The following is a 24,766-nucleotide window of genomic DNA, read 5'->3' on the forward strand; positions in this document are numbered from 1 at the left end:
GGTTGGCCCAGCTGCGGCCGCCGGCTACTCGATTTTCCGTGCGGCTACCGTGCCGCGCGTTCCATCCAGAAGTCGAGCTCGAGGTCCTCTTCTGCGCATTGGCGATACTTCGAGAAGTCGGTGACACCGGCCTCGGTGAGCACCTCGTCGTCGATGAAGCTGTTTCCGGTGACCTCGCGGCTGGGCTTGATCAGGATCTCGTACGCGGCGTCGGCCATGATCTCGGCGGAGCGACAGCGGGCCACGAGTTCCGCGCCCAGGATGTTGCGGATGGCGGCGGTGTCGATGGTGGTGCGCGGCCACAGCGAGTTCGACGCGATGCCGTACTTGCGTAGTTCGGCGGCTAGTCCGATGGCCACCAGGCTCATGGAGAACTTCGAAATCGTGTACGCGGTGGTGGTCTGATCGAACCACTTGGGTTCCAGCGTGATGGGCGGTGACAGCGTCAGGATGTGCGGGTTCTCCGCCTCCTTGAGCGCGCCGAGCGCCGACGTCGAGAGCGAGAAGGCGCCCCGCGCGTTGATGTCCTGCATCAGGTCGTAGGCCTTCATCGAGATCGACTCCGAGGGAGCGAGATTCAACGCGCTCGCATTGTTGACCACGATGTCTATCCCACCGAACCTCTCCACCGTCTGGGCCACAGCCGAGGCCACGACCTCGTCGTCACGGACGTCACCGAGGATGGGGAGCGCATGACCACCGGCGGCCTCGATCTCCTCGGCAGCGGTGTAGATGGTGCCGGGAAGCTTGGGATGCGGCTCTGCCGTCTTGGCCATGATCGCGACATTCGCACCGTCGCGCGCGGCCCGGAGTGCGATCGCCAGTCCAATGCCGCGGCTGCCTCCCGACATGATGATGGTCTTACCTGCCAGCGATCCCATAGCCACGTCCTTGTCGTCATAGGGAATGAGTGAGGCCAGCGTAGGGCACCGCCGGTAAGGCATACCTTCGAGACCTAAGTCACCCAGGCCCGGCATTTCGCACTCATCGCGGTGGGCTTACAGTTCTTACTCGTGAGTAAGAACTCGGTGAGCAAGCGACTCAACACCGCCTTTGCCCGCGCCCTGATGCAGCCTTTCCCCAGCCCATCGCTCTTTCGGGCGAAGCTCGACGCGAACTACGGCGTCTCGGTCAAGGACAAGCGCGTCCTCATCACCGGCGCTTCGTCAGGTATCGGCGAGGAAGCCGCGTACCAATTCGGCAAGCTCGGCGCCAAGGTCATCGTGGTGGCACGGCGTGAAGACCTGCTGAACGAGGTCGCCGCGCGTATCACCGCCGCCGGCGGCACGGCGGATGCCATCGCATGCGATCTGTCGGACCTCGATGCCATCGACAAGCTGGTGGAGACCGTTAATGAGCGCCATGGCGGCGTCGACATCCTGGTCAACAACGCCGGTCGCTCCATCCGGCGCAAGACCTACGAGTCACTGGATCGCTGGCATGACGCCGAGCGAACCATGCAGCTCAACTACTTCTCCCCGTTGCGGCTGATCCGCGGGTTCGCTCCCGGCATGGTCGAACGCCGCAGTGGCCACATCATCAACGTGGCCACCTGGGGAGTGCTCACAGACGTCGTGCCACAGTTCGCGGTGTACAACGCGTCCAAGGCCGCATTGTCGACGGTCAGCAGGATCGTGGATGCCGAGTACGGCAAGTACAACGTGCACACCACCACGCTCTACTTCCCTTTGGTGCGTACCCCGATGATCGCGCCCACCGAGGCGTACACCAACGCGGCGGCGCTGACCTCCGCCGAGGCCGCGGATTGGATGGTGCTGGCGGCACGTACCCGACCGGTGCGCATCGCCCCGCGAATTTCGGTGATGTCGGCTGCCACCAACGCGCTGGCCCCCAGCCTGGTGACAAAGGTGGCAATGTCCGGGCGCGAAACCCTCTAATATCTCCATCCCCGTGATACACACGGGTATGGAGATATTGTCCAGCCGAATACTGTTGCGTCCTAAGGACTATGACGCGACGCTGGCCTTCTATCGGGACACGCTGGGCCTTGCCGTCGCGCGCGACTACGGAGCCGGCGTGGTGTTCTTCGCCGGGCAATCCCTCATCGAGATCGCCGGACACGGCCGCACGGACGGACCTCCCACCGCATTTCCCGGCGCGCTCTGGCTCCAGGTACGCGACGTCTACGCGGCGCAAACCGACCTGGAAAGCCGCGGCGCGTCGATAAGCCGTGCCGCGCAACAGGAGCCGTGGGGACTGCATGAGATGCATGTCGCCGCCCCCGACGGCGTCACGCTGATCTTCGTGCAGATCCCCCCGGACCACCCACTACGCAAAGACACCCGACGATAGCTTCCGCCGGGTGTCTGTGGAGTTGGTCGCGTTACTACTTGACGAACGGGAAGAAGTCGATGCCCGTGTGGTGGATGATCGTGGTCCGGGTAATCCACAACAGCGCCAGCACGATGACCGCTCCGACCAGGGTGAAGAGCGCCAGTCCCAGAAACTTCACGGCCGGGTTGGGCGCGGTGACCGTGCCGTCGTCGTTGGCGCCACCGGCACCCGACGAGTAGGCGACCAGGCCCGCCGCGAACACCGCCGGCAGACCCGCACCGAGGACCAAACCAACAACGAGCACCTTGCCGATGGCTTCCACGTAGTTCATTGAGGCTTCCTTACTATTCGCGGGGTTGGGTTAGACCGAAGCCGTGTCGCTGGCAGAGTCCTGCTTCGAGGCGTCCTTGCTCTCGGCGGACACTTCGGCCTTGACCTCGCGGACATCGGCGGGCACCACAGAGTTGGTGGAGTCGTCCCAATCGGCGTTGACGTTGCTGGAGTCGACCTTCTCCTGCTGAGCACGCCACCACATGTAACCGGAGAGCACCACGAGCAGGCCGAAGATGATGAGGTCGCCGACCATCGGCGTGGTGAGATCGCCGACACCCTTGGAGAGCCAGTAGGACAGCGCGCCGACGATGCCGGCTGCGGGCAAGGTGACCAGCCAGGCCAGCACCATGCGACCCGCCACCGCCCAGCGCACCTCGGCACCGGGCTTACCGACACCGCTGCCCAGGATGGAGCCAGTGGCCACGTGCGTGGTGGACAGGGCCATACCGGCGGCACTGGAGCTCAGGATGATCGCGGCCGAGGACGCTTCGGCGGCCAGACCCTGTGGGGACTCGATCTCGACGAGGCCCTTGCCCAGGGTGCGGATGACGCGCCATCCGCCGAGGTAGGTGCCGAGGCCGATGGCGAGCGCGCAGCTGGCGATAATCCAGAACGGGAGCCCGGTCTCCTTGACGTTTCCGGTCAGGTGGCCGGTGGTGATGAGCGCCAGGGCGATGACACCCATGGTCTTCTGTGCGTCATTGGTTCCGTGCGACAGCGCAACCAGGGACGCGGTGGCGATCTGGCCCCAGCGGAAGCCCTCTTCGCGACGCTTCTTCACCACGTTGCGGGTGATGCGGTAGACCAGCCAGGTACCGGCGGCGGCGACCAGGCCGGCGATCAGTGGCGCGGCCAGCGCGGGGATGATGACCTTCTGCAGGATGCCGTCCCACTTCACGCCCGACAGACCGATGGCGGCGAGTGCGGCGCCGATGAGGCCACCGAAGAGTGCGTGCGACGAGCTGGACGGAATACCGAAGAGCCAGGTCAGCAAGTTCCACAGGATGCCGCCGATGAGGCCCGCGAAGATGATCGTCAGGCCCATCGACGGGGTGATGTTGGGCAGCAGGTGACCGGTCTTGCTGTCTTGCACCTTGATGACCGAGGTGGTCACGGTGACGGCGACCTCGACGGAGAGGAACGCGCCGACGAGGTTCAGGACGCCTGCCAGCAGAACCGCGGTCTTGGGCTTGAGCGCACCCGTTGCGATGGACGTCGCCATGGCGTTACCGGTGTCATGAAACCCGTTGGTGAAGTCGAAGGCCAGTGCCGTTGCGATCAACAGCACCAGAATGATCATGGTTGCGTCCATGGCGCTAATTCTGGGGTAAAGGCCTTGACTTTGACCAGCTGATGGACGAGCAAGTTCGGGCGCTGACCGGCCAGTTTGATATTTCCCGCAAGGAGTTCACATTCCGTTAACCTTCCGGGTGCTGACTGTTCGGACTGGACGCGGGCTTCCTGGCTCATTGCGGCTAGTTTTGCCTGGCGACAACAGCAGCCAACAGCACTACGATCCCTAGCAGTCGACACGAAGAGGACGGCCGCCCGTCCCTACAGGAGTTTGAGGCCGTGAACGCATTTCTGAGCAAGATCGTCACCTGGCTTCGGGCGGGGTACCCCGAAGGCGTCCCGCCACCTGACTATGTCCCCCTGCTGGCGCTGCTGGGGCGCAGGCTGAGTAACGACGAAGTCAAGACCGTGGCGCGTGAACTGATGGCCCGGGGCGACTTCGACAACATCGACATCGCTGTGCTCATCACCCAGGTAACCGATGAGCTGCCGACCGGAGAAGATATCGAGCGGGTCCGCGAGCGACTGGCGAAAAAGGGCTGGCCCCTGGATGATCCGCGTGAGCCCGCGGATCATCGGGAAGAACCGGGCTCCGGTCAGGCCACCGACCACCCGGCGTGACCCGGCTACTGCGCGCCTTGCCCGTACCCAGCGGGCAGACCATGCTGGGCCTGCTCCCCCGCCTGGCGGAGCTGCTGGACGGCCGTGGCGACGCGGTCTTGCCCGTGCCTGTCGACGATGCCGATCGGGCCCACTTACTCGCCTCTGAACTCGCCGCCGACGAACCGATCGCCGAGGATGTCGCGGTGGTGGTCTCAACATCAGGCACAACGGGAAAACCCAAGGGCGCCATGCTCACCCGCGATGCCCTCGCGGCCAGCGGTTCGGCCACGCATGCCCGCCTGGGCGGTACCGGCCAATGGCTACTGGCACTGCCACCCCATCACATCGCCGGAATGCAGGTGCTGCTGCGCAGCATCCAGGCCGGAACCGAACCCGTCGTCGTTGACGTCTCGGCCGGTTTCTCCCTGTCCAATTTCGTGCGGGCGGCCGCCGAGATGACTGGGAATCGCCGGTACATCTCTTTGGTGGCAACACAATTGGTGAAGGCACTAGACAATCCCGCGGCATCGGAGGCACTCGCCTCCTTTGACGCCGTACTCCTGGGCGGTGGTCCGCTACCCGCCGCCGTCGCCATCAGGGCAGCGCAGGCCCGTGTCCCGGTGGTCCGGACCTACGGCATGAGTGAGACCTGTGGCGGGTGCGTGTACGACGGGGTGGCCCTGGCCGGCGTCCAGGTGCGCATCGGCCCGGAGGGCCGGATCAGCCTCGGTGGCGCCACAGTGGCATCGGGCTATCGGAATATGCCAGACCATAAGGCATTTGCGGATCCCCGATGGTTCCATACCGATGACTTCGGCGAGCTCGACGAGGGCCGATTGCGGGTGCTGGGACGGTTGGACGAGGCCATCGGTACCGGCGGGCTCACCGTGGTTCCGCAGGTGGTGGAGGCCGCCCTTGCCACTCACCCGCTGGTCGCCGAATGCGCCGTGTTCGGCGTTCCCGACGACCGGCTCGGCCAGCGCGTCGCCGTCGCGGTAGTGCCGTCCCCAGCGGGCACCCCCACGCTGGAGGATCTCCGGACGCATGTCATCGCGACACTCGAAGACACCGCCGCCCCACGTGAACTACATCTTCTCGACGAACTACCGCGGCACGGAATCGGGAAACTCGACCGCCGCGCTCTCGTCAAACGCTTCTCTTGACCTCAAGCTGACTTGAGTTCATAGCGTTCACACCATGACACGCGAACAGTTTGCGCCGGGTTCCCCGCCGCTGGTTCGGGACGGCGACCGCGAGATCGTCAGCACCGCGGCCGGGAACGAGACCGGATTGGTGATGGACTCCGACGCGACAGGCGGAGCGGTCAGCGTCCTGAGCATCTACCTACCCGAGGGCGCGAATGGCGCGGCCCCGCATTTCCACACTCGATCCACCGAACTGTTCTATCTGGTGTCGGGGCGGCTGGAAATCCTGGCGGGTGATCGTATCGAGATTCTGGAACAGGGCGACACACTGTTGGTTCCCCAGCTGATGCCGCATGCGTTCGGCGCTACCGGCGATAGCGATGCCAATATTTTCACGGTGCTCTCCCCCGGCGTCCAGCGCTTCGACTACTTCCGGCTGCTGGACCGAATTGTCCACGGGCAGGCCGATATCAGCGAGCTACAGGCCGCGCAGGAAAGCTATGACAACCACTTCATCGAGAGTCCGGTGTGGTCCGAGGGGCGAGGGCTGTCGGCGCTGGACGCCCGCTGATCAGCCAGACTCGGCGACCGCTTTGATCCGGTTGAGGGTCTCACGCATGCCGTTACGGTTGGTGCGACCACGCGCCCAGCCGAGCAGTGCCCAGTAGATGCGCAGCGGCAATGTCGGTGTCAGCTCAAAGGATTCGGTGACATCGGTGCCACCGCCAACGGGCTCGAACCGATAGCGCCAGGTGTTCACCGTCTTGCCGTTGGGCCAGAGCACCGCGAAACCGAAGGAACGGCCGCGGTCGCAATCGACGATTCGGCACACCGTCCAGTAGACGGGCCCCTTCTGATTGCGCTTCACATGACCGCGGAAGCGCACGCCCACCGCAGGGGCGGTGGCGCCGTCGAGCCATTCGGCCTCGAATGTCTCCGGACTGAACTTCCCGGTGTTGGTGATATCGCTGACCAGTTCCCAAATCTTGTCGGCGGGAGCGGCGATGTGGACGGTGACCGAATCACGCATGGCGTTACGGTACCCGCGATGAATCTCGGTGACGGGCCGGGTCTGTATCACCATGACCCTTACCTCCCATTTCGATCAGCGGTTCAGCGAGCCAGGTGCCACCGCCCCCGCATGGCGCGACGTGTCGGCACTGCTGGTCGCCGCCGAGCTGTACTGGATGACCACCGTCCGCGCCGATGGCAGCCCACACATGACTCCCCTGGTCGGACTGTGGCAGGAGGACTTCTTCGTATTCTGCACCGGCCCTACCGAGCAGAAGGCGCGCAACCTCGACGCGAACGCCGCGGTGGCCGTCGCGACCGGCGTCAATACCTGGAACGACGGACACGACGTCGTCGTCGAAGGAACAGCCGAACGCGTCCTCGAGCCCTCAGCCCTGCACATCCTGGCGGACGCCTACATCCAAAAATACGGCGAAGAATGGAGATTCACGCCGAGCGAGGGCGGATTCGGCGAGGGCGATCAGTTCGCCGCCGTATACAAGGTGGTGCCGTCGAAGGTGCTGTCCTTTACCAAGAATCCGCACGGACAGACGCGATACGCCCCCTAAGGAAGCTCGATCGGCAGTGTGACGCCGTCATGTGCGCGGCAGTGTCCGCAGGTGTCGACGGATTCGGTCGCGGTCACCGCGGTGCGCACCAGCTCCTTGAATCCGCCGATATTCCGCTCGAACTCGGCGAACACGTCAACCGCCCGGACGCCCTGGCCGTGTTCGATTCCGGCATCCAGGTCGGTGACCAAAGCGATTGCGGCGTAGCAGATTTCAAGCTCACGGGCCAGCACCGCCTCGGGGTATCCGGTCATGTTGACCAGAGTGAAACCCTGCGATGCGTACCACCGGCTTTCGGCCCGCGTCGAAAACCGCGGACCCTGCACCACCACCATCGTGCCGCCGTCGACGGTCTCAGGTTGCAGCGATACGGCCCGTAACCCGGGGCAGTACGGGTCGGCGAATTCCACGTGGATACCGCCACTGTCGAAGAATGTCTGCTCGCGCCCGCTGGTGCGATCCACCAGCTGATCGGGTACCACGATGGTTCCGGGGCCCAGATCAGCGGTGAGGCTGCCCACGGCGCACGGCGCGAAGACCCGGCGCACACCCAGCGCACGGAGCGCCCACATGTTGGCGCGATAAGGCACGGTGTGCGGCGAGAACTCGTGGCGACTTCCATGCCGTGGCAGAAACGCCACCTCGCGCTCCCCTACCAGCCCAATCGTGATGGGTGCACTGGGCTGACCGTACGGCGTCGTCGGGGTGACGGTCCGCACCGGTTTGTCGAAGAACGAGTAGAAACCGCTACCACCGATCACCGCGAGCATGCCGATATTGTCGTTCAAGGCTTCGACTTACGACCAGTTGGGGTGTACGGCCGCACCGCACAGATAATTAGTCGCCCGAATGCCTGCAATAGTTCCCAACAAATTTCGGCCGCAATTTTCTCAATTTCATGAAGCAATACACACATAGTTGCCGCAACTGAATAGCGGAGCGGACACTCCCGCTCTGAGCTATCGCACGGCAGGTGCATGAATTGCTGACGGAAATTCATAGTCACCCACAGATAATGCCGCCGGCGCTCCGGCCTTGACGCGCCCCGGGCCGGGGCTACGGTAGAGAGATGAATTCGATTGGGCCTCAACTACATCGAAGACACTTCCTGATAGCCACCGCAGCATCGGCCGGAGCCCTGGCACTCGCGTCATGTGCCGATCGGCCCGGTGAAGAAGCGGCCCTCACGAAGGAGACGACCGGCGTGTACGAATTGCCGAATCTCGACTGGGATTACTCAGCCCTGGAGCCACATATTTCCGGCGAGATCAACCAGCTGCACCACGACAAGCATCATGCCGCATACGTCAAAGGCGCCAACGACGCCGTGGAGCAACTCGCCGAAGCTCGGGCGAAGGGTGACAACGCAACGATCGTGCTGCTGGAAAAGAACCTCGCGTTCAATCTCGGCGGCCACGTGAACCACTCGATCTGGTGGAAGAACCTCTCCCCCCATGGCGGTGACAAACCCCAGGGCGACCTGGCTGCCGCGCTCGACGAGCAGTTCGGGAGCTTCGACAAATTCCGCGGGCAGTTTTCCGCGGCAGCCAACGGTGTTCAGGGCTCGGGCTGGGCATGGCTCGGGTACGACACCCTCGGCAAGAAACTGCTGACTTTCCAGATGTACGACCAGCAGTCCAACGTGCCGTTCGGGATCGTGCCGCTCCTCGGCGTGGACGTCTTTGAGCACGCGTACTACCTGCAGTACAAGAACGTGAAGGCCGACTACGTCAAGGCGTTCTGGAACGTGGTGAATTGGCCCGATGTCCAGGCACGTTTTGCCTCGGCACTATCGAAAACGCCTGGCTTGATCTTCCCGTAGCGAATGTTCGGACGTGGTCATGGCAGGATCGGCCACATGGCCAGCATCGCGCAATGGATCGAAGGTTCCCGCCCCCGCACCTGGCCCAACGCCCTCGCCCCGGTGATCGCCGGCACAGGTGCCGCAGCGGCGGCCGGCAGCCCCGTCTGGTGGAAAGCACTTCTAGCACTGGCCGTATCGGTGAGCATGATCATCGGCGTCAACTTCGCCAACGACTATTCGGACGGGATCCGCGGGACCGATGACGACCGAGTGGGACCGCTGCGGCTGGTCGGCTCCCGTCTGGCATCACCCGCGGCGGTCAAGGCCGTCGCCATCGCATTCCTGGCCCTGGGCGCGGCCGCGGGATTGGCACTGGCCATCACCACCGCCTGGTGGCTAGTGGCCGTCGGCGCGGTATGCGTCGCCGGGGCCTGGTTCTATACCGGCGGGTCGAAACCCTACGGATACAGCGGTTTTGGTGAAATCGCCGTCTTCATATTCTTCGGCCTGGTGGCCGTGCTGGGCACTGAATATGTGCAGACCTTGACGGTCAGTCCCATCGGCCTGGCGCTGGCGGTGGCAATCGGCAGCTTCTCCAGCGCGGTGCTGGTCGCCAACAATCTGCGTGATATCCCCACCGATCGAGAGTCCGGCAAAATCACACTGGCCGTGCGGTTGGGCGACGCACGGACCCGAATCCTGTTTCCGGCGCTGTTGACGGTTCCGGTTCTGATCAGCCTCGGACTGGGCTTCGGGCACCCGTGGCGCCTGTTCGGGCTGGTGATGTTGCCGTTGATGGTCAAGGCTGCCCGCCCGGTTGTCACCAAAGCGCAAGGGCCAGCGTTGATCCCGACGCTGCGCGATACCGGACTCGCCATGCTCGGCTGGGCGATTCTCACCGCCTCAGCTCTGGCCTGGTTGAGCTAAATCCCTTGGGGCCGCGACGGGCTCAGGAGAAGTTCTTACAGACGACACCCGTGTTTTGGCACGTAACACCGGTGTGGTCCGGTGCGCTCACCCATCCGCCCCCCTGGTTGTAGCCCGGAGGAAGATCTGACCGATTCGGGTTACCGGTGGCGTCGCAAAATATCCAGCTGTTCTGGCAGGCGTGTCCCTGGCCCTGAGGAAGCGTTCCCCAGCCGCTATTGCCGTCCCTGCCGGGCTGCTGATTGGTGAACGACTGACGCGAACCATCTCCGACGCCCGGTCCGGGTATCGGCGGCTCAATGGGGCCGGCCAATGTCTGCCCAACCGCCGGCTCGCGCAGAACATCGACGCCTTGCATCCCCAGTCCAAAGAGGGGAACAGCTAACAGCGCCGTACAACAAAGAACGTTTCTTGCCTTCGTGAATGCATACATAGTGACTCCGTTAAGTCCGCATATTCAGGTGCGGCCCCCGGGAAACCACTGACAACGAAAACGTTAGGCGCCGCTTGTATGTCACCCACAGTACACCTGTCGTTCACTTTTGCTCAATCTGAAGTTAAGAAATGGATAAACCCTTACCCCGGAGGGGGTATGCGAGTCACGATGTGGTTACAACCGTCCACTACCTGGGCAAAAGCTGCAGCGAAAAGACGGCGGCGCGGGAGGTTCGCTGTCATCCGCAGATTCCGGCGCGGACCGCGGCCAGCGAGCCATTGACCATGTGGCGCCCGAGTGATAATGGGCGAGTCGAGCGCCCTCAGGCCGTCACACCAGCCGACGGCCGAAGCTGCTAGGCGGCCCGATCTAGCAAACCAACCACGGCCTGGCGCAGTTCCTCGGCGGGCACCCGCTCGGTGATCACGGCCAGCGCCACCGGATCGCCGCCACGCAGGATGCCCAACACCATGTGCTCGCACCCGATCCAATTGTCCTTGTGCGCGATGGCCTCACGCAGTGCCAGTTCCAGGCATTTCTTAGCCGAGGAATTGAAGGGGATCATCCCGAACGGGCGCCAGCCGCGCATCCGGCCCTGACGGCGCCCCGATTTTTCGAAGGCTTTGTCAAAGGCCTGTGGCCCAAAGACTTTCGACACGCTGTCCCGTACCTGGGACAGATCAATGCCAATGGCCTTGAGCGCCTGCGCGTCCTCATCGTCCAGCGGCGGCTCGTGAGTTCCGGTCCGGAGCCGGTCGCGCACAGTGTCGGCGGTCAGCCCGTATCCGGCCAGCAGCTCCGCGAGTGGTCCGCTCGCACTATCCAGGACACCAACCAGAACGTGCTCGGCTCCGATCCGCGATTCGTCCATCTCGCGGGCTTCTTCCTGCGACAGCACCACAGCGACCTTGGCCGACTTCTGGAACTTCTCGAACATGGCTGCTCACTTCCTCGCGCGGTTGTATTTCTGATGCACTGCCTGACGGCTGACTTCGAGCGCTTCGGCGATGGCCTGCCAGCTCCAACCCTGGCCGCGGGCGTTGGCCACGTGGATCGCTTCCAATCGTTCACACAGGCGCCGCAGCGCCTGCACGGCCCGCAACCCCACGGCCGGATCGGTACTGCTCACGGCGTCGTCCAGATCGGCCGTCGGGAGATCGCTCATGACTGTCAACATAGATTGACAGCCGTGAGTTGTCAATCTATGTTGACAGCTGAGGGCGCGCGTCGGCACGCCCGCTTATGGCGAAAACATGGGATACGAACCCGCCACCGGGCGGCGTGCCGGCGGGAAGCGGGTTAGGAGTCTTGTGGCTTTTCGCCGCGCAGCCGCGCCTGCAGATCCGCACGCTCCGCACGGCGCCGCTCGTCGACGACGGCGATGCTGGCGGTCACCCGGCGACGCAACGGTGCGAACACCGCCATGCCCAAGGGCAGCGCGATGATCAAGGCGAACAGAATGGCGATCGCCAAGGGAAAGTCCTGGTACCCGATGAGCCGGGCCACCCAGAAGATGACGAGCGTCAAGACGACCGCGAGACCCAACCGCGCCAGCGTGTACAACGCGATGTCGATAGCGAGCCGGCTCCCCGGCGACCGTTCAGCCACGTCACCACCCTATCGCTGCGCCGAACACCAGCCTTGGCCGCGCGTATATTTGCAGTTAGTTGTTCAGGAGGCTCTTGTGTACTACGTGCTCATCGCGGTCGTGCTCGGCGCGCTGGTCTATGCCGGATGGCGGATCAGTCAGTCGGTCCCGACCCGTCCGCAGACCCGCGTGACCGGCCCCGACGACGACCCCGAATTCCTGTGGCGCATCAGTAGAGACGATCCCTCCGAACACTGAGGGTTGTGTGGCCAGCAGCCGCACAACCGACGGCTAGCCCTGGAACGTCTGCTGCTGCTGACGCTGTGTACCGGTGAACCCCTGCGCGACGACGGCGGCCAGCTCGATGAGCGAGCGACGCGTCGCGGGCCGGAGCCGGTCCAGGCTGATCTCGGCGCCCTCTTCCAGGTGCGGATCGAACGGCACCAAACGCACCGCACGGCACCGGCGCGAAAAGTGATCGACGACCTTTTGCATGTCAACCTTGCCCGAACGCGGACGCACCGCGTTGATGACCGCAACCGAGCGGCGCACTAGCTCGCGATGCCCGTGCGCATCGAGCCAGTCGAGAGTGGCGGAGGCACTGCGCGCACCGTCCACCGAACCGGAGCTGATCACCACGAGGGTGTCGGCCTGCTCCAGCACCGACGACATCGCCGAGTGCATGAGTCCGGTACCGCAGTCCGTGAGCACCACGCTGTAGAAGCGCTCCAGAATCTCCAGTGTGCGCGAGTAGTCCTCGGCGCTGAACGCCTCGGACACCGCCGGATCGCTTTCCGAAGCCAGCACCTCCAGACGGCTCGGCCCCTGTGAGGTGTAGCTGCGGACATCGCTATAACGCTGAATCGAGTTGGCGTCGCGCAGCAGGTGACGGACCGTTGCCGGCGTCTCCAGCGGGACCTTCTGGCTCAGCGTTCCGCGGTCCGGATTGGCGTCGACCGCGATGACCCGGTCGCCGCGGATGGACGCGAACGTCGCACCGAGGGTTGCGGTGACGGTGGTCTTGCCGACGCCTCCCTTGAGGCTCAGCAGAGCGATCTTGTAGCAACCTTGCAACGGCTGATTCACCTGGGCGACGAGGTCGTTTTCCTCCGTCTTCTTGGTGCCCTCCCCGAGGTTGATCGTCCCGAACGACGCACGGTAGACGGTCTTGCGCCAACCCGCTGACGGTGCCGGCTTGTGCGGGCGCAACAACGCCGACGTAGACAGGTCACGCGAGGAGGGCGGCAGCTCGGGCCGAATCTGGGATCCGATACCGGTTTGCTGACCGCCGACCGGCGTGTAGTACCGGGAAGCACCGACGGGAGGCTGCTGGGCCTGTTGGGGAATGCCCGACGCCGGGGTGTCGTTGGCCCAGCGATCCGCCGTGAAGGGCGTCAACTGTGCGGGCCGCTCGGCCGAGTCGCTGAATCGGTTGTCGGCCCTAAAACCTCCGGGACCGCCCTGGCTGCCGGATGACCCGGCCGCACCGATCGCGGTGGGATCGGTGCTCTCCTGCCCACCGGAAGGCGTGAAATCGAGCGGCGCGAACGAGCCGCCGAGCGTATTGAGCGACGGCACCGAGGGATCGTGCCCACCCAGGCCCGCGATGTCCTGCTGTGGCGCGAACGGGTCCTGGAACGGGATCGCTTGGAACTGTTGGGTCATCTCGTGGGGCTGCTGCGGCGCGCTCTGGCCATACATCACCGGCTGCGCTGGCTCCTGTGCTGCCCACGGAGGGGCCGTTGGTCCACCCTGCGCCTCGTCGGCGTACGGCGACGGTCCATCCGGCGCGCGGTGCGCGGGATAGTCAGACATCGATCCCCCAATGCATTGGTTGGATGTGCAGTTCGGACACGGAGAGCCCGGAACGACTGTTCAGAAGGACTCAGCATCGCACCCTATCGCAGGTGTGATGAACCGATCTGGCGGAACAGTTCCCCCAGACCTCCCGCCTAGCTCACCCCAGCGTACGAGTGAAGACCGACCGTCACCAGATTGACGAAGAACAGGTTGAACACCATGGCCACGAATCCCGCCACATTGATCCACGCCGCCTTCTTGTCCCGCCACCCGGCAGTGGATCGTGCGTGCAGGTAGGCGGCATAGATAACCCAGGCAACAAAGGAAACGGTCTCCTTAGGATCCCAAGCCCAGAACCGCCCCCATGCCTCCTCGGCCCAGATGGCACCGAAGATCACGCCGAACCCGAAGATGGGGAAACCGAAAATGGTGGTCCGGTACGCCAACCGGTCCAATGACTGGGCATCGGGCAGGCGCTGCACCACGGTGTTGTCCGGGAAGTACATCTTGACCAGGAACAGGATGCTGGCCACTCCGGCCACCAGGAACACGCCTGATCCGAGACTCACCACCGACACGTGGATGGGCAACCAGTAGGACTGCAGGGCCGGCATCACCGGGGCCGCATAGGTGTAGAGGTACCGGCCGGAGACCGTCAGCAGGATCAACACGGGAATGAGCACGAAGACCCAGAGCGCCCGGCGTCCCTCCGCGCTGTTGGCGCGCGGGCGCAGCACCACGGCCGCAGTGACCAGACCACAGGCACACGTCAGATTGATGAACTCGTACATGTTGCCCCAGGGCACCCGGGTGGTGGCCACACCGCGCAGCACGATGCACGCCAACAGCAGTCCGATGCCCAGGTACACAAGCGCCAACCCGGCGCCACCGACCCGCTCGCCGAGGGGGCGCTTACCCTGCGGCACCACCAGCCCCGGCTGATTCTCGCCGGCGGACACCACCTCACCACCGGAGCTGACGAGCTCTCGCTGGGCGGTCTTGTTGCTCTGCCGGTAGGCCAGCTCGATGGCCAAGAGCACCAGCGCACCGACCATCACCACAATCGCCGAGGTGAAGGCGTAGTCGGAGAACCTGGCCAGATTCACATCGATATTGGTCGAATTCATTCGGCATCCTCATCTTTGTGGCCGTTCCCGGCCCTTACGACGGGCAGATTCTCAAGGCATCGGTCGCATAGCCGCTCGAACTCATCGCCCCAGCCGGAGCTGTCGGTGCGTGCCAGCCCTCCCAGCTCGACGTTTACGGTACCTGCGGCCGCGCCCGGGGTCAGCCGCGCCCAGACTCGACGGCGCTTGATGATGAGCGATACCACCAGGCCCGCCATCATGGTCAGCGCGAAGACGAGCACCCACAGTTGGGCGGGGTCGCGTGACACCTGCAGATTGACGAAGTTGACGGCGCTGTCGAACCTGACGATGGTGCCGTCATTGAGCTTGACCGACTGTCCGGGCAGCAGGTTGGCGCGCGCCACCTGATTGAGCCGCTTCTGCTCGATCATGCGGGGGTCGAGCTCGAAGATCGACTGGGCACGACCCGAGTCCAGCCCGGTGTCTCCGCGGTAGATGTTGATGGCGACCGCGGGCTTGCGCATCTCCGGGAAGCTCGACGAGAGCAGGGTGCCGTGCAGTTGTTCGGTGGGCGCGAACAGACCCTGGATGGCGATCTGATTCTTGCGACGCACATTGGGATCCGGATAACTGCCGGCCGGAGGATCGATACGCACGGCCCCTGAAGACAGCAGGGTGGTCGGGTCGTCCGGTCGCCACTGAATGGTCTCGCTGCGCTGACGCCCGTCCGGGAAGGTCACCGTGAAGGTGGGGGCATATCCATAGCCGAGCAGATACACGCGGTTGCCGTTGACACGCAGCGGATGGTTCATGGCCAGCCGCTCCGGTCTCCAGATGTTGTTCTGGAGGTCGTCGCCCGCCTGGTACTCAATGTTCGATTCGAACGAATGCGCCTGTCCCGAGGCAAGATAGGTGGCCTTGAAATCCTGGACCTTGACGCAGATCGGGTCCAGGTTGGTGCCATCGACGGTGTTGCCGGCCCGGAACGAGTCGAAGGCCGCGGGCGACGACGAGCAGAATCCCGGGCCATTGTTGGCGATGACGATCACATTGCCCTCGTACCCGAAGAGCTTGCCCGCCGCGAACGCGACCAACAGACCAACGAGGGAAAGGTGGAAGACCAGGTTCCCGAACTCTCGCAGATAGCCCTTCTCCGCGGAAATCTCAGTGATCTCGTCCTTTTCGCGGGTGGTTCTGCGCCAGCCCTTCAGCTGCCCCTCGATGGTCGACGCGATATCGGCCTGATCGCCCCGCACCACCTTTTCCTGGTGTTTGGGCAGTCGTGCCAGATTCCGGGGCACCGGAACCGGCTGCGCACGAAGGGCCCTGGCATGCTCGACGGTCCGGGGAATGATGCATCCCACTAGCGAGACGAAGAGCAGAACGTAGATCGCCGTGAACCAGAAGCTGGAGAACACGTCGAAGGCCTGCACCCGGTCCAGCCAGGGACCGATGGTGGAATGTTCGGCCAAGTACTCGTCGACCTTGGCCTGGTTGAGCGCGCGCTGCGGCAGCATCGCGCCCGGTATCGCGCCGAGCGCGAGCAGCACCAGCAGCGCCAGTGCGGTGCCCATGGACGTCAGGCCGCGCCAGGTGTTGCGCGAGTAAGCAAGGAGACGCTTGGCGATCATCACTAGATGGGTAACCTCGCGTCCGAAACGAATGAATCGCGAACCCAGGCAACAAAATCGGCCCACACGCCGGTAACCAGCGCGACCCCCACCGCCAATAGCGCGATACCACCGATGACCTGGATGGTCCGGCCGTGCCGTCGCAACCAGTCCATACCCCGCACCGCGCGCGCCGAACCGAAGGCCAGCAGCAGGAACGGGATTCCCAGCCCAAGGCAGTAGGCGATCACCAGCGTGATCCCGCGAGCCACGTCGGCCCCCTCGGTGGCCGATGCCACCGCGACCACACCGGTGAGGGTAGGCCCCAGACAAGGCGTCCACCCGAGCGCGAACACCGCGCCGAGCAGCGGCGCTCCGGCCACCGTCGAAACGCGGCGCGGCGTAAACCGGAAATCGCGCTGCAGGGCCGGCACCAGCCCGATGAACACCAGCCCCATCGCGATGGTGATCACTCCGCCGATGCGTTGCAGCAGCACCTGATTGGTGATCAGTGTGGTCGTCATGCCCATCACAGCCACGGTGCCCAACAGGAACACCGCGGTGAACCCGGCGACGAACAGCAAGGCCGATCCGGTGACCCGTAACCGCGCCGCGCGGGCACCGGCGCCGTCATCATCGCGGCCATCGGCCCCCACCACGGCGGCGAGGTAGGACAGATAGCCGGGCACGAGTGGGATCACACACGGCGAGGCGAACGACACCAGCCCGGCCAGCGCACAGGCACCCAGGGCCAGCAGCAGCGGCCCGCTGGTCGCGGCGTCCTGGAACGCGGAGCCGGCATCGGCGAGGGTCACTTCTTTACTCCCGCCGGCTCTTTCGCCGATTCTTGGGCGACGCGCTCAACCACTGGTTGCAGATCCTGGGTCAACAACTCGCGCAGGAATACCGCCGCCACCCGATGCTGCCGGTCCAGCACCAGGGTCGCGGGAATGGCCCCCGTCGGGAACTTCCTGCCGAACGCGATGAGCGTGCGCATCGACGGGTCATAGATGGATGGGTACGGCACCTTGCGGTCGGCCACAAAGTCCTGCGCCTTGGTGATCTCGTTGTCCCGGACGTTGATGCCGAGAAATTCGACGCCTTGAGCGTGGGTGGCCTTGTAAACGTCTTCCAGTGCCGAGAACTCGGAGCGGCAGGGCCCGCACCATTGCCCCCATACGTTGATGACGACGACCTTCTCGGTGAAATCGTTGAGCGACAGTGTTTTTGTGGGGTCCAGCAGGTTGGGCCCCTCGATCAGACCGGGGGTCTGACGGGACTCGGGCGGATCGTAGAAGATGTCGGTCTTGCCGCCGGGTGAGACGAACTGGAACTGCCCGCCGCGCGCCACCGCGTCATCACCGGTAGAGCACCCGGTGATGAGCAGAGCCAGCGCGGCCATCGCCGCGACCACACGTCGCACTAGCTACCCTGCCGGTTCCGAGTACACGACGTCGACGAACTCGTCCCCGTCGAATACCAGCGAGGTGAGTGAGGCGACGTTGCACTGGCGTTTGCGTGGGTCGTGCCACAGTCGCTTGCCCAGCAGGTACTGGCGCGCCGTCCACACCGGCAGCTGATGACTCACGCACACGACCTCGGAGCCCTCGGCACGACCGCGCGCCCGGTCGATCGCCGACGTCATCCGGGATGCGATGTCGCGGTACGACTCTCCCCAGGACGGGGTGAACGGGTCGCGCAGCTTCCACCAGTTCCGGGGGTCGCGCAAGGCCCCGTCACCCACCGACACCTTCATGCCCTCGAAAGAGTTGTCGGCCTCGATCAGGTCATCGTCAGAGATAATGGTGAGGCCATGAGCCTCGGCGATGGGCGTAGCAGTCTGCTGGGCGCGCAACAGCGGTGAGGCCACTACCGCGGCAATCTCATTGCCCCGCAGAGACTCTGCCACCTTGACCGCCTGTGCCTGCCCCTTGTCCGACAACCGGAAATTTGGCAGTCGGCCGTACAGAATGCCCTCGGGATTGTGTACTTCGCCATGGCGCATCAAATGAACGATGGTGCGGGTCATGAAATTCCTTACCTCTCCTCGACAGAGGCCGCGGCGCGGGCAGCGGCGGGCAAAGCGTCGGCAATACGGTCGAACGCCTCGTCATCGAGGGCGGTGGAAACAAACCAGGTCTCGAACGCGCTCGGCGGCGCGTACACGTCGCGGCTCAGCAGCGCGTGGAAAAACGCGGGATAACGCCAGGTGTCGGTCGCCTTGGCGCTCTCGAAATCGTGCACCGGCTCAGCACCGAAGAAGAGGCTGAACATGTTGCCAGCCCGGCCGATCTGGTGCGCCACCCCCTCGGCATCCAGAGCCGCGGTGATCAGTGCGATGAGCGCATCGGCGTTACGATCAAGCGTCTCATAGGCTTTCGCATCTGCCGCACGCAAAGAGGCCAGCCCTGCGGCAACAGCGATCGGATTGCCGGACAACGTGCCTGCCTGATACACCGGCCCCAACGGCGCGAGGCGCTCCATGACGTCGGCGCGACCACCGAACGCGGCGGCGGGCATGCCACCGCTCATCACCTTGCCGAACGTGACCAGATCTCCGGCCACCTGCTCGATGCCGAACCAGCCCGAGCGGCTGACCCGAAAACCCGTCATGACCTCGTCCATGATGAGTAGCGCGCCATGGTTTTCCGTGATGCGCCGCAGCCCGGTGTTGAAATCCGGTGCGGGCGCGACGGTGCCCATGTTGCCGGCGGCGGCCTCGGTGATGACAGCGGCGATCTGATCGCCCTGTTCGGCGAAGGTGCGGGCCACGGCACCGATGTCGTTGTACGGCAACACGATGGTGTCGGCCGCGGAGGCGCCGGTGACACCGGGCGAGGAAGGCAGGCCCAGGGTGGCCACGCCGGAACCGGCATCGGCCAGCAGGGCGTCCACATGCCCGTGGTAGCAACCGGCGAACTTGACGATCTTGGGCCGCCCGGTGAACCCGCGCGCCAGGCGCACCGCACTCATGGTGGCTTCGGTTCCGGAGTTGACCAGGCGCACCTTTTCCACTGGCTGCACGCGATCGATGAGCTCGCGCGCGAGCTCGATCTCCCCCTCGACGGGCGCGCCGAAGGACAGCCCATCCTTGGCGGCCCGTTGCACGGCCTCCACCACGGCGGGGTGTGCGTGGCCGAGGATCAGCGGACCCCAGGAGCAGACCAGGTCCACGTACCGGTTGTCGTCGACATCGGTGAGCCAGCATCCGGCGCCGGATTTGATGAACCGCGGGACACCGCCGACCGCCGCGAAGGCGCGCACCGGCGAGTTCACTCCACCTGGGATGACGGCCGAGGCGTCGGCGAACAAACGTGCGGAGTTGGCTGTCTCGTCAGGCACGGCATCCAGTGTCTCAGCTGGTGCCAAATCGTCCACTACAGGGTGTAGTGGATCAGGCAGGTCTCAACGCAAAAGTGGGGTGATCGGCATCGTCGGGCAGCTGGGCGAAGTAGCCGTCCACGACCTTCCCGGCCTTGGGCTTGTAGGCGGCGATGATGGGCGCGCGGTCGGCGACCGGGACCTCGGTGGCCGTGTATGCCGTGGTGGCGCCCTTGACGGTGAGTGTCACCTGCGGGTTAGCCCTGATGTTTTTGACCCATTGACTCTCGCCACGGGTGGACACCAGGTACTTGACGCCATCGACGTCCACGGTCGCGACCGGGATCTGCTGGGGCTCGCCGCTGACCCGCTTGGTGATCGTGAGGGTCTCGCCGATATTGGCGGCCATCGCCACCCTGTTGAAGACCTTGCGCACGAACCAAGGGGGCTTGAGGTATGCCATGGATCACAGTTTGATGGTGGTATGCAGATACCGCAATCGGTCGCGCGCTTCAACAAGTACGTCACCAACCCCGTCCAGCGGCTGTGGGCGGGCTGGGCCCCGAGCTTCGCCATCATCGAACACAAGGGCCGCAAGTCGGGCAAGGAGTTCCGGACGCCCGTCACCGCATTCAAGACACCCGACGGCCTGGCCATCCTGCTGACCTACGGCCCGGACCGGGACTGGCTGAAGAACCTGCAGGCGGCCGGTGGCGGGAGGATCGTGCGCAGGGGGAAGACCCACGACGTCGTCAATCCGCGCGTGGTCAGCCGCGACGAGGCGGCGGCGCTGGTGAAGAGCCGCGCCTTCGGACGTCTGCCGTTCGAACAGGCCGTGCTGCTGACCTACGCCTGAGCGGCCGGTACCGGTGCCCGTTGCGATACCTCGCGGCGGGCCGTGCTGACGGTGCGGCTGGTCCGTTTCACCGCGTCCTCGAGGATCCGCTGCTGGCGGCCTTCGAACCTGGTGCGCAGGCGTGGGCTCATCATGCGTGCCACACGTGAGGTCAGATTGCAGACGGTGATGACGGGCGTGATCAACAGCAGCGGGCTGGGCGCGGGCAGACCGAACTTCTTCCGTTGCGGCCCATAGGCAATGCCGGCGATCTCGGCATGGAACCGGCGAACCGCCCATTGCACGGCGGCGGCGACGGGTCCACCGGTGGGCAATCCGTATACGCCGGTGACGGCGTCGAGGGTGGCCTGGGTGAGCGCGCGCGTGTGCTGGTCACTGCCCGCATCGGTGAGCATGATCAGGTACGCGAGTCTGCCGAGCCCGGTCAAGGTATCCATCTGTAACTCCGGGGCCAGTCCCATGAGATGGCTCTGGTAGCGCCAGAGATGCAGAATCGCCCTGAGATCGGCCGGGGTACCGATGGCGCCGAACGCCACCAGGCTGATCGAACCGGCGAAGATGGGGACCCAGCCCGCGGCGGTCTGCGCCTGCCCGGCCGGACAGTCGAACTTGTCCTCGTCCCAGCCGCCCATCGCGCGTGCCCCGGACCGGGCGTACGCGTGGATGAGCCGCACCCGCACCGTCGCCTTGAATCCGTTGCCATAGCGGTTCATTCCGCCGGGCTCCCCGGACGAATACATCCACTTCGCCGCTTCTATCAACCGTCCTGCGGAGGCATCCTCGATGCCGCCCGCTCGGGTCAGCAGTTCGTTACCGCCACGCTCGTTGAGGAAGCTCGCCGGCAAGGTCACCGCCAGCGCACCGAGGAAGGCCAGCCGGATCGGGGTGTTCCTCAGCATTCGTTGGGCGCGCCGGATCTTGCGGAAGTCCACCCAATACGGCGTGGCTTCCGCGTCCTCGATAAAAGCCACCAGCTCGGGCAGTGGATCCTCAACACTGACGAGCCCGTGTTCCAGGGCATCTTCGAATTGCTTGCGGCCCAATCCCTTCGGTAGGCGTGACATGGCCTCCACCAGATGGTCGGCCAACGGATCACCCATCAGGGTGTACTTGCGGAACGTTGCCAGCTGAGCTTCCGTGGGGCGCGCGCCGACGGCATCCAAGAGCGCCATGAGCGGCTCGGACGGCATCCGCCGCCGGTTTCCGACGGGTGTTTCCAATGCGGTGACGTCTGACATGACCTGTCCTTTCGGGCCGATTGCCCACAAACCAGATCAATTGATCTGTTTTATTGAACATATGCTCTACCCGACAGTCCGTTCACGCAAGAGCCGGAGGCGAAGTCGCAGATGAAAGCGGGTGACGTGACCCATATGTCGCAGGCTGAGCGGCGACGGAGCACCACCGCGAAACTGCTGGAAGCCACCATCGAGTCCATCCTCGATATCGGCTACGCCGCCACCACCGTGCGCGGCGTGGCCGAACGCGCTGGGGTCTCCCTGGGTGCGCGCAGTCATTTCTTTCCGCGCCGGATCGACATGGTGATGGCCGCACTCGACTATCTCTGCGCCGATCGGCTGGCGGCCGCACGCGCCAGCGTGGACCAGATGCCCACGGGCGCCGACGGCAGACTGCGACACCTCCTGAACCTCATGTGGCAGGACTACACGGGCCGGAGCTTCATCGCAGGAATGAAGCTGTGGGTTGCGGCGGCCGACGACCCCGAACTGCGCACACACCTGGCCACCAGCACGCAGGCGCTGAATACATCGCTACAAGAGCTCTACGCACACGCCATCGACGACGACTTGGCCCAAACCCCCAACCTGTTACCGCGGATCGTGATGGTTCATCACCTGCTCAGTGGATACGCGTTCAACCACGCCTTCGCACCCGATGGTCAAGAGCCAGGAAGTCTCGACTGGCCGCAGCTACGCGACGAACTTGAGCGATTGATTCGCGGGTAGCGGCACACCTACCAGATCTTCACAAACTTTTCCGGCGAGTTCACCATGGGATCGCCTGCCAGACAACCAAATTCGGCGGCATACGGCGCAACATTGGGCACCACGCCGTTGATGCGCAACGCCGGCGGCGAATGCGGATCGCTGGCCAGCTGGGTAATCGCGGCCTCGGGGCGCTGTTTGTCTCTCCAGATCCGCGCGTAGTTCAGGAAGAACCGCTGCGTGTCGTTGAACCCGACAATGCCGCTGATCTTGTCGCCATCTTTCTTCTTGGCCAACTCCGCGACCAGCGCGTCATAGGCGGTGTTGACGCCGCCGAGATCCGCGATGTTCTCGCCCAACGTGAGCTTGCCGTCGACATGTAGCTCGGGGTGGCCCGGAATAGGCGTATAGGCATTGAACTGCTCCACCAGCCGGTTGGCGCGCTTCTCGAACTCCTCGCGATCGTTCGGAGTCCACCAATTGACCCGGTTGCCCTCACCGTCGAACTGGCTGCCCTCATCGTCGAACGCATGGGTGAATTCGTGACCGATCACCGCACCGATACCGCCGTAGTTGAACGCCGGATCACCCTTGGGGTCATAGAACGGCGCCTGCAGGATCGCCGCGGGAATGGTGATGCTGTTCTCGGTGGGGTCGTACTGAGCGTTGACCGTCTGCGGCGTCATCCCCCACAGCGACCGATCGGTGGGGTGCCCGATCTTGCCCATCTCGAAGTCGTGATTGAACTTCAACGCGGCGGCCCTGTCCGCGTAGAAGTTGTCGCCGGTCAACTTCAGCTTGGAGAAATCCCGATTCTTGTCGGGGAAGCCCACCTTGAGGATCAGCTTGTCCCACTTGCCCTTTGCGGCGAGTTTGGTCTGCGGGCTCATCCAGTCGACGGCCTCAATGCGCTTACGGAGAGCCTCCTTGACATTGCCCACCACCTCGGTGGCCGAGCGCTTGGCGCGATCGCTGAACATGCGGTCGACGTACAACTGTCCCAGCGCCGGGCCCACCAGCGTGTTGACGATCTCAAGGCCCTGCTCCCAGCGCTGCTTCTGCGCCGTGGTTCCGGTAAGCGCCGAATCGTATGTAAAGGCATTGTCGCGGAAGGCTTTCGACAACGCGTCGGCAGACCTGTGCACCGCGTGGAAGGTCAGATACGACTTCCAGGTGTCCAGATCGGTGGTGGCGAGCAACCGATCGAATGTCGTGAAGAACTCGGTCTCGGCAAGGGAAAACGACCTGGCGAGCGGGGCCCCGTGCGCCTTCAAGTAGGCACCCCATTCGAAATGTGGTGTCACCGCGTCTGCCTGAGCGACGGTCACGAGCTTGTACTGGTTGGCCGGATCACGTTGCTGCACAGGACTCAACGTCGAGGCGGCCAGCGCTGATTCGAGCGCGGCCACCTGTTCGGTACGGGCCTTGGCAACCTCCTGGTTCGCTCCGATCAATCCGAATGTCGATGCGATGTAGGTGCGATACGCGTTGAAGACCGACGCGTACTTGGGGTCGGTGTAGTAGTCCTTGGCGGGCATGCCCAGCGCGTCGGCCCTGGCGTAGCCGATCTGCTCGGTGGCGTTGGCGTAGTCGGCGCCGGCCTCGAAACCGAACACCAGATGCTGCCCGGTGGCGGCATCGGCAGCCAGAAAGGCCGCGAGCTCCTGGGGCGAGTTGATCTGATCGATCGCGGCAAGCGTTGGACGAATGGGGTCATACCCGGCCGCGTCGAGCTTCGCGTCGTCGGTGGCGGCACGGTATAGGAGACCGACTTGGTAGTTGACCGACTCATGATCGGCGGTTCCGAGCCCGGAGACCGCACCGTCGACGATCTCGTGCTGAACGTCACGGGACTGGTCGGCCAACATGTCGAAGCTGCCATAGCTGGACTTGTCCGCAGGGATGGTGGCCTGCTCAATCCATTTGGCATTCACAAACCCATTGAGATCGGTGCACGCGGCGAAACGCATGCTCAGCTGCGCGTTATCGAACGTTGGAAGGGGCACATTCGACGCCACCGGGGCGGTGGGCTGGTCCCGGGTACACCCGGAAATGGACATGGCCAGCACTAGCGCCGCCATACCGGCGGATCGACTCAGAGGCATGCCCACCATTTTGCCCATCTGAACCGTTACGTCGAG

The 24,766-nt window shown here is 64.3% G+C and carries 30 protein-coding genes and 1 pseudogene; 11 read left to right on the forward strand and 20 right to left on the reverse strand.

Going from position 1 to position 24,766, the window contains the following annotated elements:
* Positions 1-44: 44 nt before the first annotated feature.
* A complete protein-coding gene (locus B4394_RS06090) occupies positions 45-881 on the reverse strand; it encodes an SDR family oxidoreductase (RefSeq protein WP_078308321.1) in 837 nt (278 codons plus the stop codon).
* A gap of 132 nt (positions 882-1,013) precedes the next feature.
* On the opposite strand from B4394_RS06090, the gene B4394_RS06095 reads away from it, so the two are divergent.
* On the forward strand, positions 1,014-1,898 hold the full coding sequence (locus B4394_RS06095) for an SDR family oxidoreductase (protein WP_078308318.1): 885 nt from the start codon (positions 1,014-1,016) through the stop codon (positions 1,896-1,898).
* A 28-nt stretch (positions 1,899-1,926) separates the two neighbouring features.
* Entirely contained in the window at positions 1,927-2,313 is a 387-nt protein-coding gene (locus B4394_RS06100) for a VOC family protein (protein WP_078308316.1), read from the forward strand.
* Positions 2,314-2,347: 34 nt separating this feature from the next.
* On the opposite strand, the gene B4394_RS06105 is transcribed toward B4394_RS06100, so the two are convergent.
* From B4394_RS06105 to B4394_RS25990, 3 genes and pseudogenes are all read right to left on the reverse strand, one after another.
* On the reverse strand, positions 2,348-2,626 hold the full coding sequence (locus B4394_RS06105; RefSeq protein WP_078308313.1) for a hypothetical protein: 279 nt from the start codon (positions 2,624-2,626) through the stop codon (positions 2,348-2,350).
* A 30-nt stretch (positions 2,627-2,656) separates the two neighbouring features.
* The gene (locus B4394_RS06110; RefSeq protein ID WP_078308310.1) at positions 2,657-3,940 is read right to left on the reverse strand and encodes an inorganic phosphate transporter; all 1,284 of its coding nucleotides are present in this window, start codon (positions 3,938-3,940) and stop codon (positions 2,657-2,659) included.
* A pseudogene (locus tag B4394_RS25990) lies at positions 3,925-4,139 on the reverse strand (hypothetical protein). The gene B4394_RS06110 and the pseudogene B4394_RS25990 overlap by 16 nt, the downstream one beginning before the upstream one ends.
* Positions 4,140-4,200: 61 nt before the next feature.
* On the opposite strand from B4394_RS25990, the gene B4394_RS06120 reads away from it, so the two are divergent.
* The 3 genes from B4394_RS06120 to B4394_RS06130 are packed head-to-tail and all read left to right on the forward strand — an operon-like array spanning position 4,201 to position 6,240.
* Complete coding sequence (locus tag B4394_RS06120) at positions 4,201-4,542, forward strand: DUF3349 domain-containing protein (protein ID WP_078308307.1); 342 nt, start codon at positions 4,201-4,203, stop codon at positions 4,540-4,542.
* Complete coding sequence (gene menE, locus B4394_RS06125) at positions 4,539-5,687, forward strand: o-succinylbenzoate--CoA ligase (protein WP_078308304.1); 1,149 nt, start codon at positions 4,539-4,541, stop codon at positions 5,685-5,687. Before B4394_RS06120 ends, menE begins: the two co-directional genes overlap by 4 nt.
* A gap of 34 nt (positions 5,688-5,721) precedes the next feature.
* On the forward strand, positions 5,722-6,240 hold the full coding sequence (locus tag B4394_RS06130) for a cupin domain-containing protein (protein ID WP_078308301.1): 519 nt from the start codon (positions 5,722-5,724) through the stop codon (positions 6,238-6,240).
* On the opposite strand, the gene B4394_RS06135 is transcribed toward B4394_RS06130, so the two are convergent.
* Complete coding sequence (locus tag B4394_RS06135; protein ID WP_078314617.1) at positions 6,241-6,699, reverse strand: SRPBCC family protein; 459 nt, start codon at positions 6,697-6,699, stop codon at positions 6,241-6,243.
* Between the two features lie 52 nt (positions 6,700-6,751).
* Between B4394_RS06135 and B4394_RS06140 the strand changes: the two genes are divergently transcribed.
* Positions 6,752-7,249, forward strand: coding sequence for a pyridoxamine 5'-phosphate oxidase family protein (locus B4394_RS06140; protein WP_078308298.1), 498 nt, complete (start codon positions 6,752-6,754; stop codon positions 7,247-7,249).
* Here the strand turns inward: B4394_RS06140 and B4394_RS06145 are convergent.
* Entirely contained in the window at positions 7,246-8,019 is a 774-nt protein-coding gene (locus B4394_RS06145) for an S-methyl-5'-thioadenosine phosphorylase (protein ID WP_070952047.1), read from the reverse strand. The two genes, B4394_RS06140 and B4394_RS06145, sit on opposite strands and share 4 nt — an antisense overlap.
* A 434-nt stretch (positions 8,020-8,453) precedes the next feature.
* Between B4394_RS06145 and B4394_RS06150 the strand changes: the two genes are divergently transcribed.
* Positions 8,454-9,071 (forward strand): superoxide dismutase, encoded by a 618-nt coding sequence (locus B4394_RS06150; protein ID WP_286141944.1) that lies wholly within the window; start codon positions 8,454-8,456, stop codon positions 9,069-9,071.
* Between the two features lie 36 nt (positions 9,072-9,107).
* Positions 9,108-9,980 carry a 1,4-dihydroxy-2-naphthoate polyprenyltransferase gene (locus B4394_RS06155; RefSeq protein ID WP_078308542.1) on the forward strand — a complete coding sequence of 291 codons (873 nt, stop codon included), beginning with the start codon at positions 9,108-9,110 and terminating at the stop codon, positions 9,978-9,980.
* Positions 9,981-10,002: 22 nt separating this feature from the next.
* Here B4394_RS06155 and B4394_RS06160 read toward each other — a convergent pair whose 3' ends face one another.
* The 4 genes from B4394_RS06160 to B4394_RS06175 all read right to left on the reverse strand — a co-directional run bounded on the left by B4394_RS06160 (position 10,003) and on the right by B4394_RS06175 (position 12,024).
* Positions 10,003-10,338 (reverse strand): hypothetical protein, encoded by a 336-nt coding sequence (locus tag B4394_RS06160; protein WP_078308289.1) that lies wholly within the window; start codon positions 10,336-10,338, stop codon positions 10,003-10,005.
* 433 nt (positions 10,339-10,771) lie between these two features.
* Positions 10,772-11,353, reverse strand: coding sequence for a Clp protease N-terminal domain-containing protein (locus tag B4394_RS06165; RefSeq protein WP_078308282.1), 582 nt, complete (start codon positions 11,351-11,353; stop codon positions 10,772-10,774).
* Positions 11,354-11,359: 6 nt separating this feature from the next.
* Positions 11,360-11,581: a sigma-70 RNA polymerase sigma factor region 4 domain-containing protein gene (locus tag B4394_RS06170; RefSeq protein ID WP_078308277.1), complete on the reverse strand. Its 222-nt coding sequence runs from the start codon at positions 11,579-11,581 to the stop codon at positions 11,360-11,362.
* Positions 11,582-11,715: 134 nt separating this feature from the next.
* Entirely contained in the window at positions 11,716-12,024 is a 309-nt protein-coding gene (locus B4394_RS06175) for a DUF4229 domain-containing protein (protein ID WP_078308269.1), read from the reverse strand.
* A 76-nt stretch (positions 12,025-12,100) separates the two neighbouring features.
* Between B4394_RS06175 and B4394_RS25035 the strand changes: the two genes are divergently transcribed.
* Positions 12,101-12,262, forward strand: coding sequence for a hypothetical protein (locus B4394_RS25035; RefSeq protein WP_099051365.1), 162 nt, complete (start codon positions 12,101-12,103; stop codon positions 12,260-12,262).
* Between the two features lie 33 nt (positions 12,263-12,295).
* Here B4394_RS25035 and B4394_RS06180 read toward each other — a convergent pair whose 3' ends face one another.
* From B4394_RS06180 to B4394_RS06215, 8 genes are all read right to left on the reverse strand, one after another.
* Positions 12,296-13,705, reverse strand: coding sequence for a MinD/ParA family ATP-binding protein (locus tag B4394_RS06180; protein ID WP_078308541.1), 1,410 nt, complete (start codon positions 13,703-13,705; stop codon positions 12,296-12,298).
* A 251-nt stretch (positions 13,706-13,956) separates the two neighbouring features.
* On the reverse strand, positions 13,957-14,931 hold the full coding sequence (ccsB, locus tag B4394_RS06185) for a c-type cytochrome biogenesis protein CcsB (protein WP_070952043.1): 975 nt from the start codon (positions 14,929-14,931) through the stop codon (positions 13,957-13,959).
* On the reverse strand, positions 14,928-16,523 hold the full coding sequence (gene resB / locus B4394_RS06190; protein WP_502688514.1) for a cytochrome c biogenesis protein ResB: 1,596 nt from the start codon (positions 16,521-16,523) through the stop codon (positions 14,928-14,930). The genes ccsB and resB overlap by 4 nt, the downstream gene beginning before the upstream one ends.
* Positions 16,524-16,525: 2 nt before the next feature.
* The gene (locus B4394_RS06195; protein ID WP_078308268.1) at positions 16,526-17,317 is read right to left on the reverse strand and encodes a cytochrome c biogenesis CcdA family protein; all 792 of its coding nucleotides are present in this window, start codon (positions 17,315-17,317) and stop codon (positions 16,526-16,528) included.
* Entirely contained in the window at positions 17,314-17,925 is a 612-nt protein-coding gene (locus B4394_RS06200) for a TlpA disulfide reductase family protein (RefSeq protein ID WP_078308266.1), read from the reverse strand. Before B4394_RS06200 ends, B4394_RS06195 begins: the two co-directional genes overlap by 4 nt.
* A gap of 3 nt (positions 17,926-17,928) precedes the next feature.
* Positions 17,929-18,531 carry a histidine phosphatase family protein gene (locus B4394_RS06205; protein WP_078308264.1) on the reverse strand — a complete coding sequence of 201 codons (603 nt, stop codon included), beginning with the start codon at positions 18,529-18,531 and terminating at the stop codon, positions 17,929-17,931.
* A gap of 8 nt (positions 18,532-18,539) precedes the next feature.
* Positions 18,540-19,844 (reverse strand): glutamate-1-semialdehyde 2,1-aminomutase, encoded by a 1,305-nt coding sequence (hemL, locus tag B4394_RS06210; protein WP_078308539.1) that lies wholly within the window; start codon positions 19,842-19,844, stop codon positions 18,540-18,542.
* Positions 19,845-19,896: 52 nt separating this feature from the next.
* The gene (locus B4394_RS06215; protein ID WP_070952038.1) at positions 19,897-20,286 is read right to left on the reverse strand and encodes a nitroreductase family deazaflavin-dependent oxidoreductase; all 390 of its coding nucleotides are present in this window, start codon (positions 20,284-20,286) and stop codon (positions 19,897-19,899) included.
* 21 nt (positions 20,287-20,307) lie between these two features.
* Here B4394_RS06215 and B4394_RS06220 point away from each other — a divergent pair, with 21 nt between their 5' ends.
* Positions 20,308-20,679, forward strand: a complete 372-nt coding sequence (locus B4394_RS06220) for a nitroreductase family deazaflavin-dependent oxidoreductase (RefSeq protein WP_078308262.1) — start codon at positions 20,308-20,310, stop codon at positions 20,677-20,679.
* Here the strand turns inward: B4394_RS06220 and B4394_RS06225 are convergent.
* Positions 20,670-21,917 (reverse strand): oxygenase MpaB family protein, encoded by a 1,248-nt coding sequence (locus B4394_RS06225; protein WP_078314491.1) that lies wholly within the window; start codon positions 21,915-21,917, stop codon positions 20,670-20,672. The two genes, B4394_RS06220 and B4394_RS06225, sit on opposite strands and share 10 nt — an antisense overlap.
* A 135-nt stretch (positions 21,918-22,052) precedes the next feature.
* On the opposite strand from B4394_RS06225, the gene B4394_RS06230 reads away from it, so the two are divergent.
* Positions 22,053-22,646 (forward strand): TetR/AcrR family transcriptional regulator, encoded by a 594-nt coding sequence (locus B4394_RS06230; protein WP_286141946.1) that lies wholly within the window; start codon positions 22,053-22,055, stop codon positions 22,644-22,646.
* An 8-nt stretch (positions 22,647-22,654) separates the two neighbouring features.
* On the opposite strand, the gene B4394_RS06235 is transcribed toward B4394_RS06230, so the two are convergent.
* Positions 22,655-24,739 carry a M13 family metallopeptidase gene (locus B4394_RS06235; protein WP_078314492.1) on the reverse strand — a complete coding sequence of 695 codons (2,085 nt, stop codon included), beginning with the start codon at positions 24,737-24,739 and terminating at the stop codon, positions 22,655-22,657.
* Positions 24,740-24,766: the final 27 nt, after the last annotated feature.

Origin of the sequence: Mycobacterium sp. D16Q16, assembly GCF_002013745.1 — a bacterium.
GTDB lineage: Bacteria > Actinomycetota > Actinomycetes > Mycobacteriales > Mycobacteriaceae > Mycobacterium.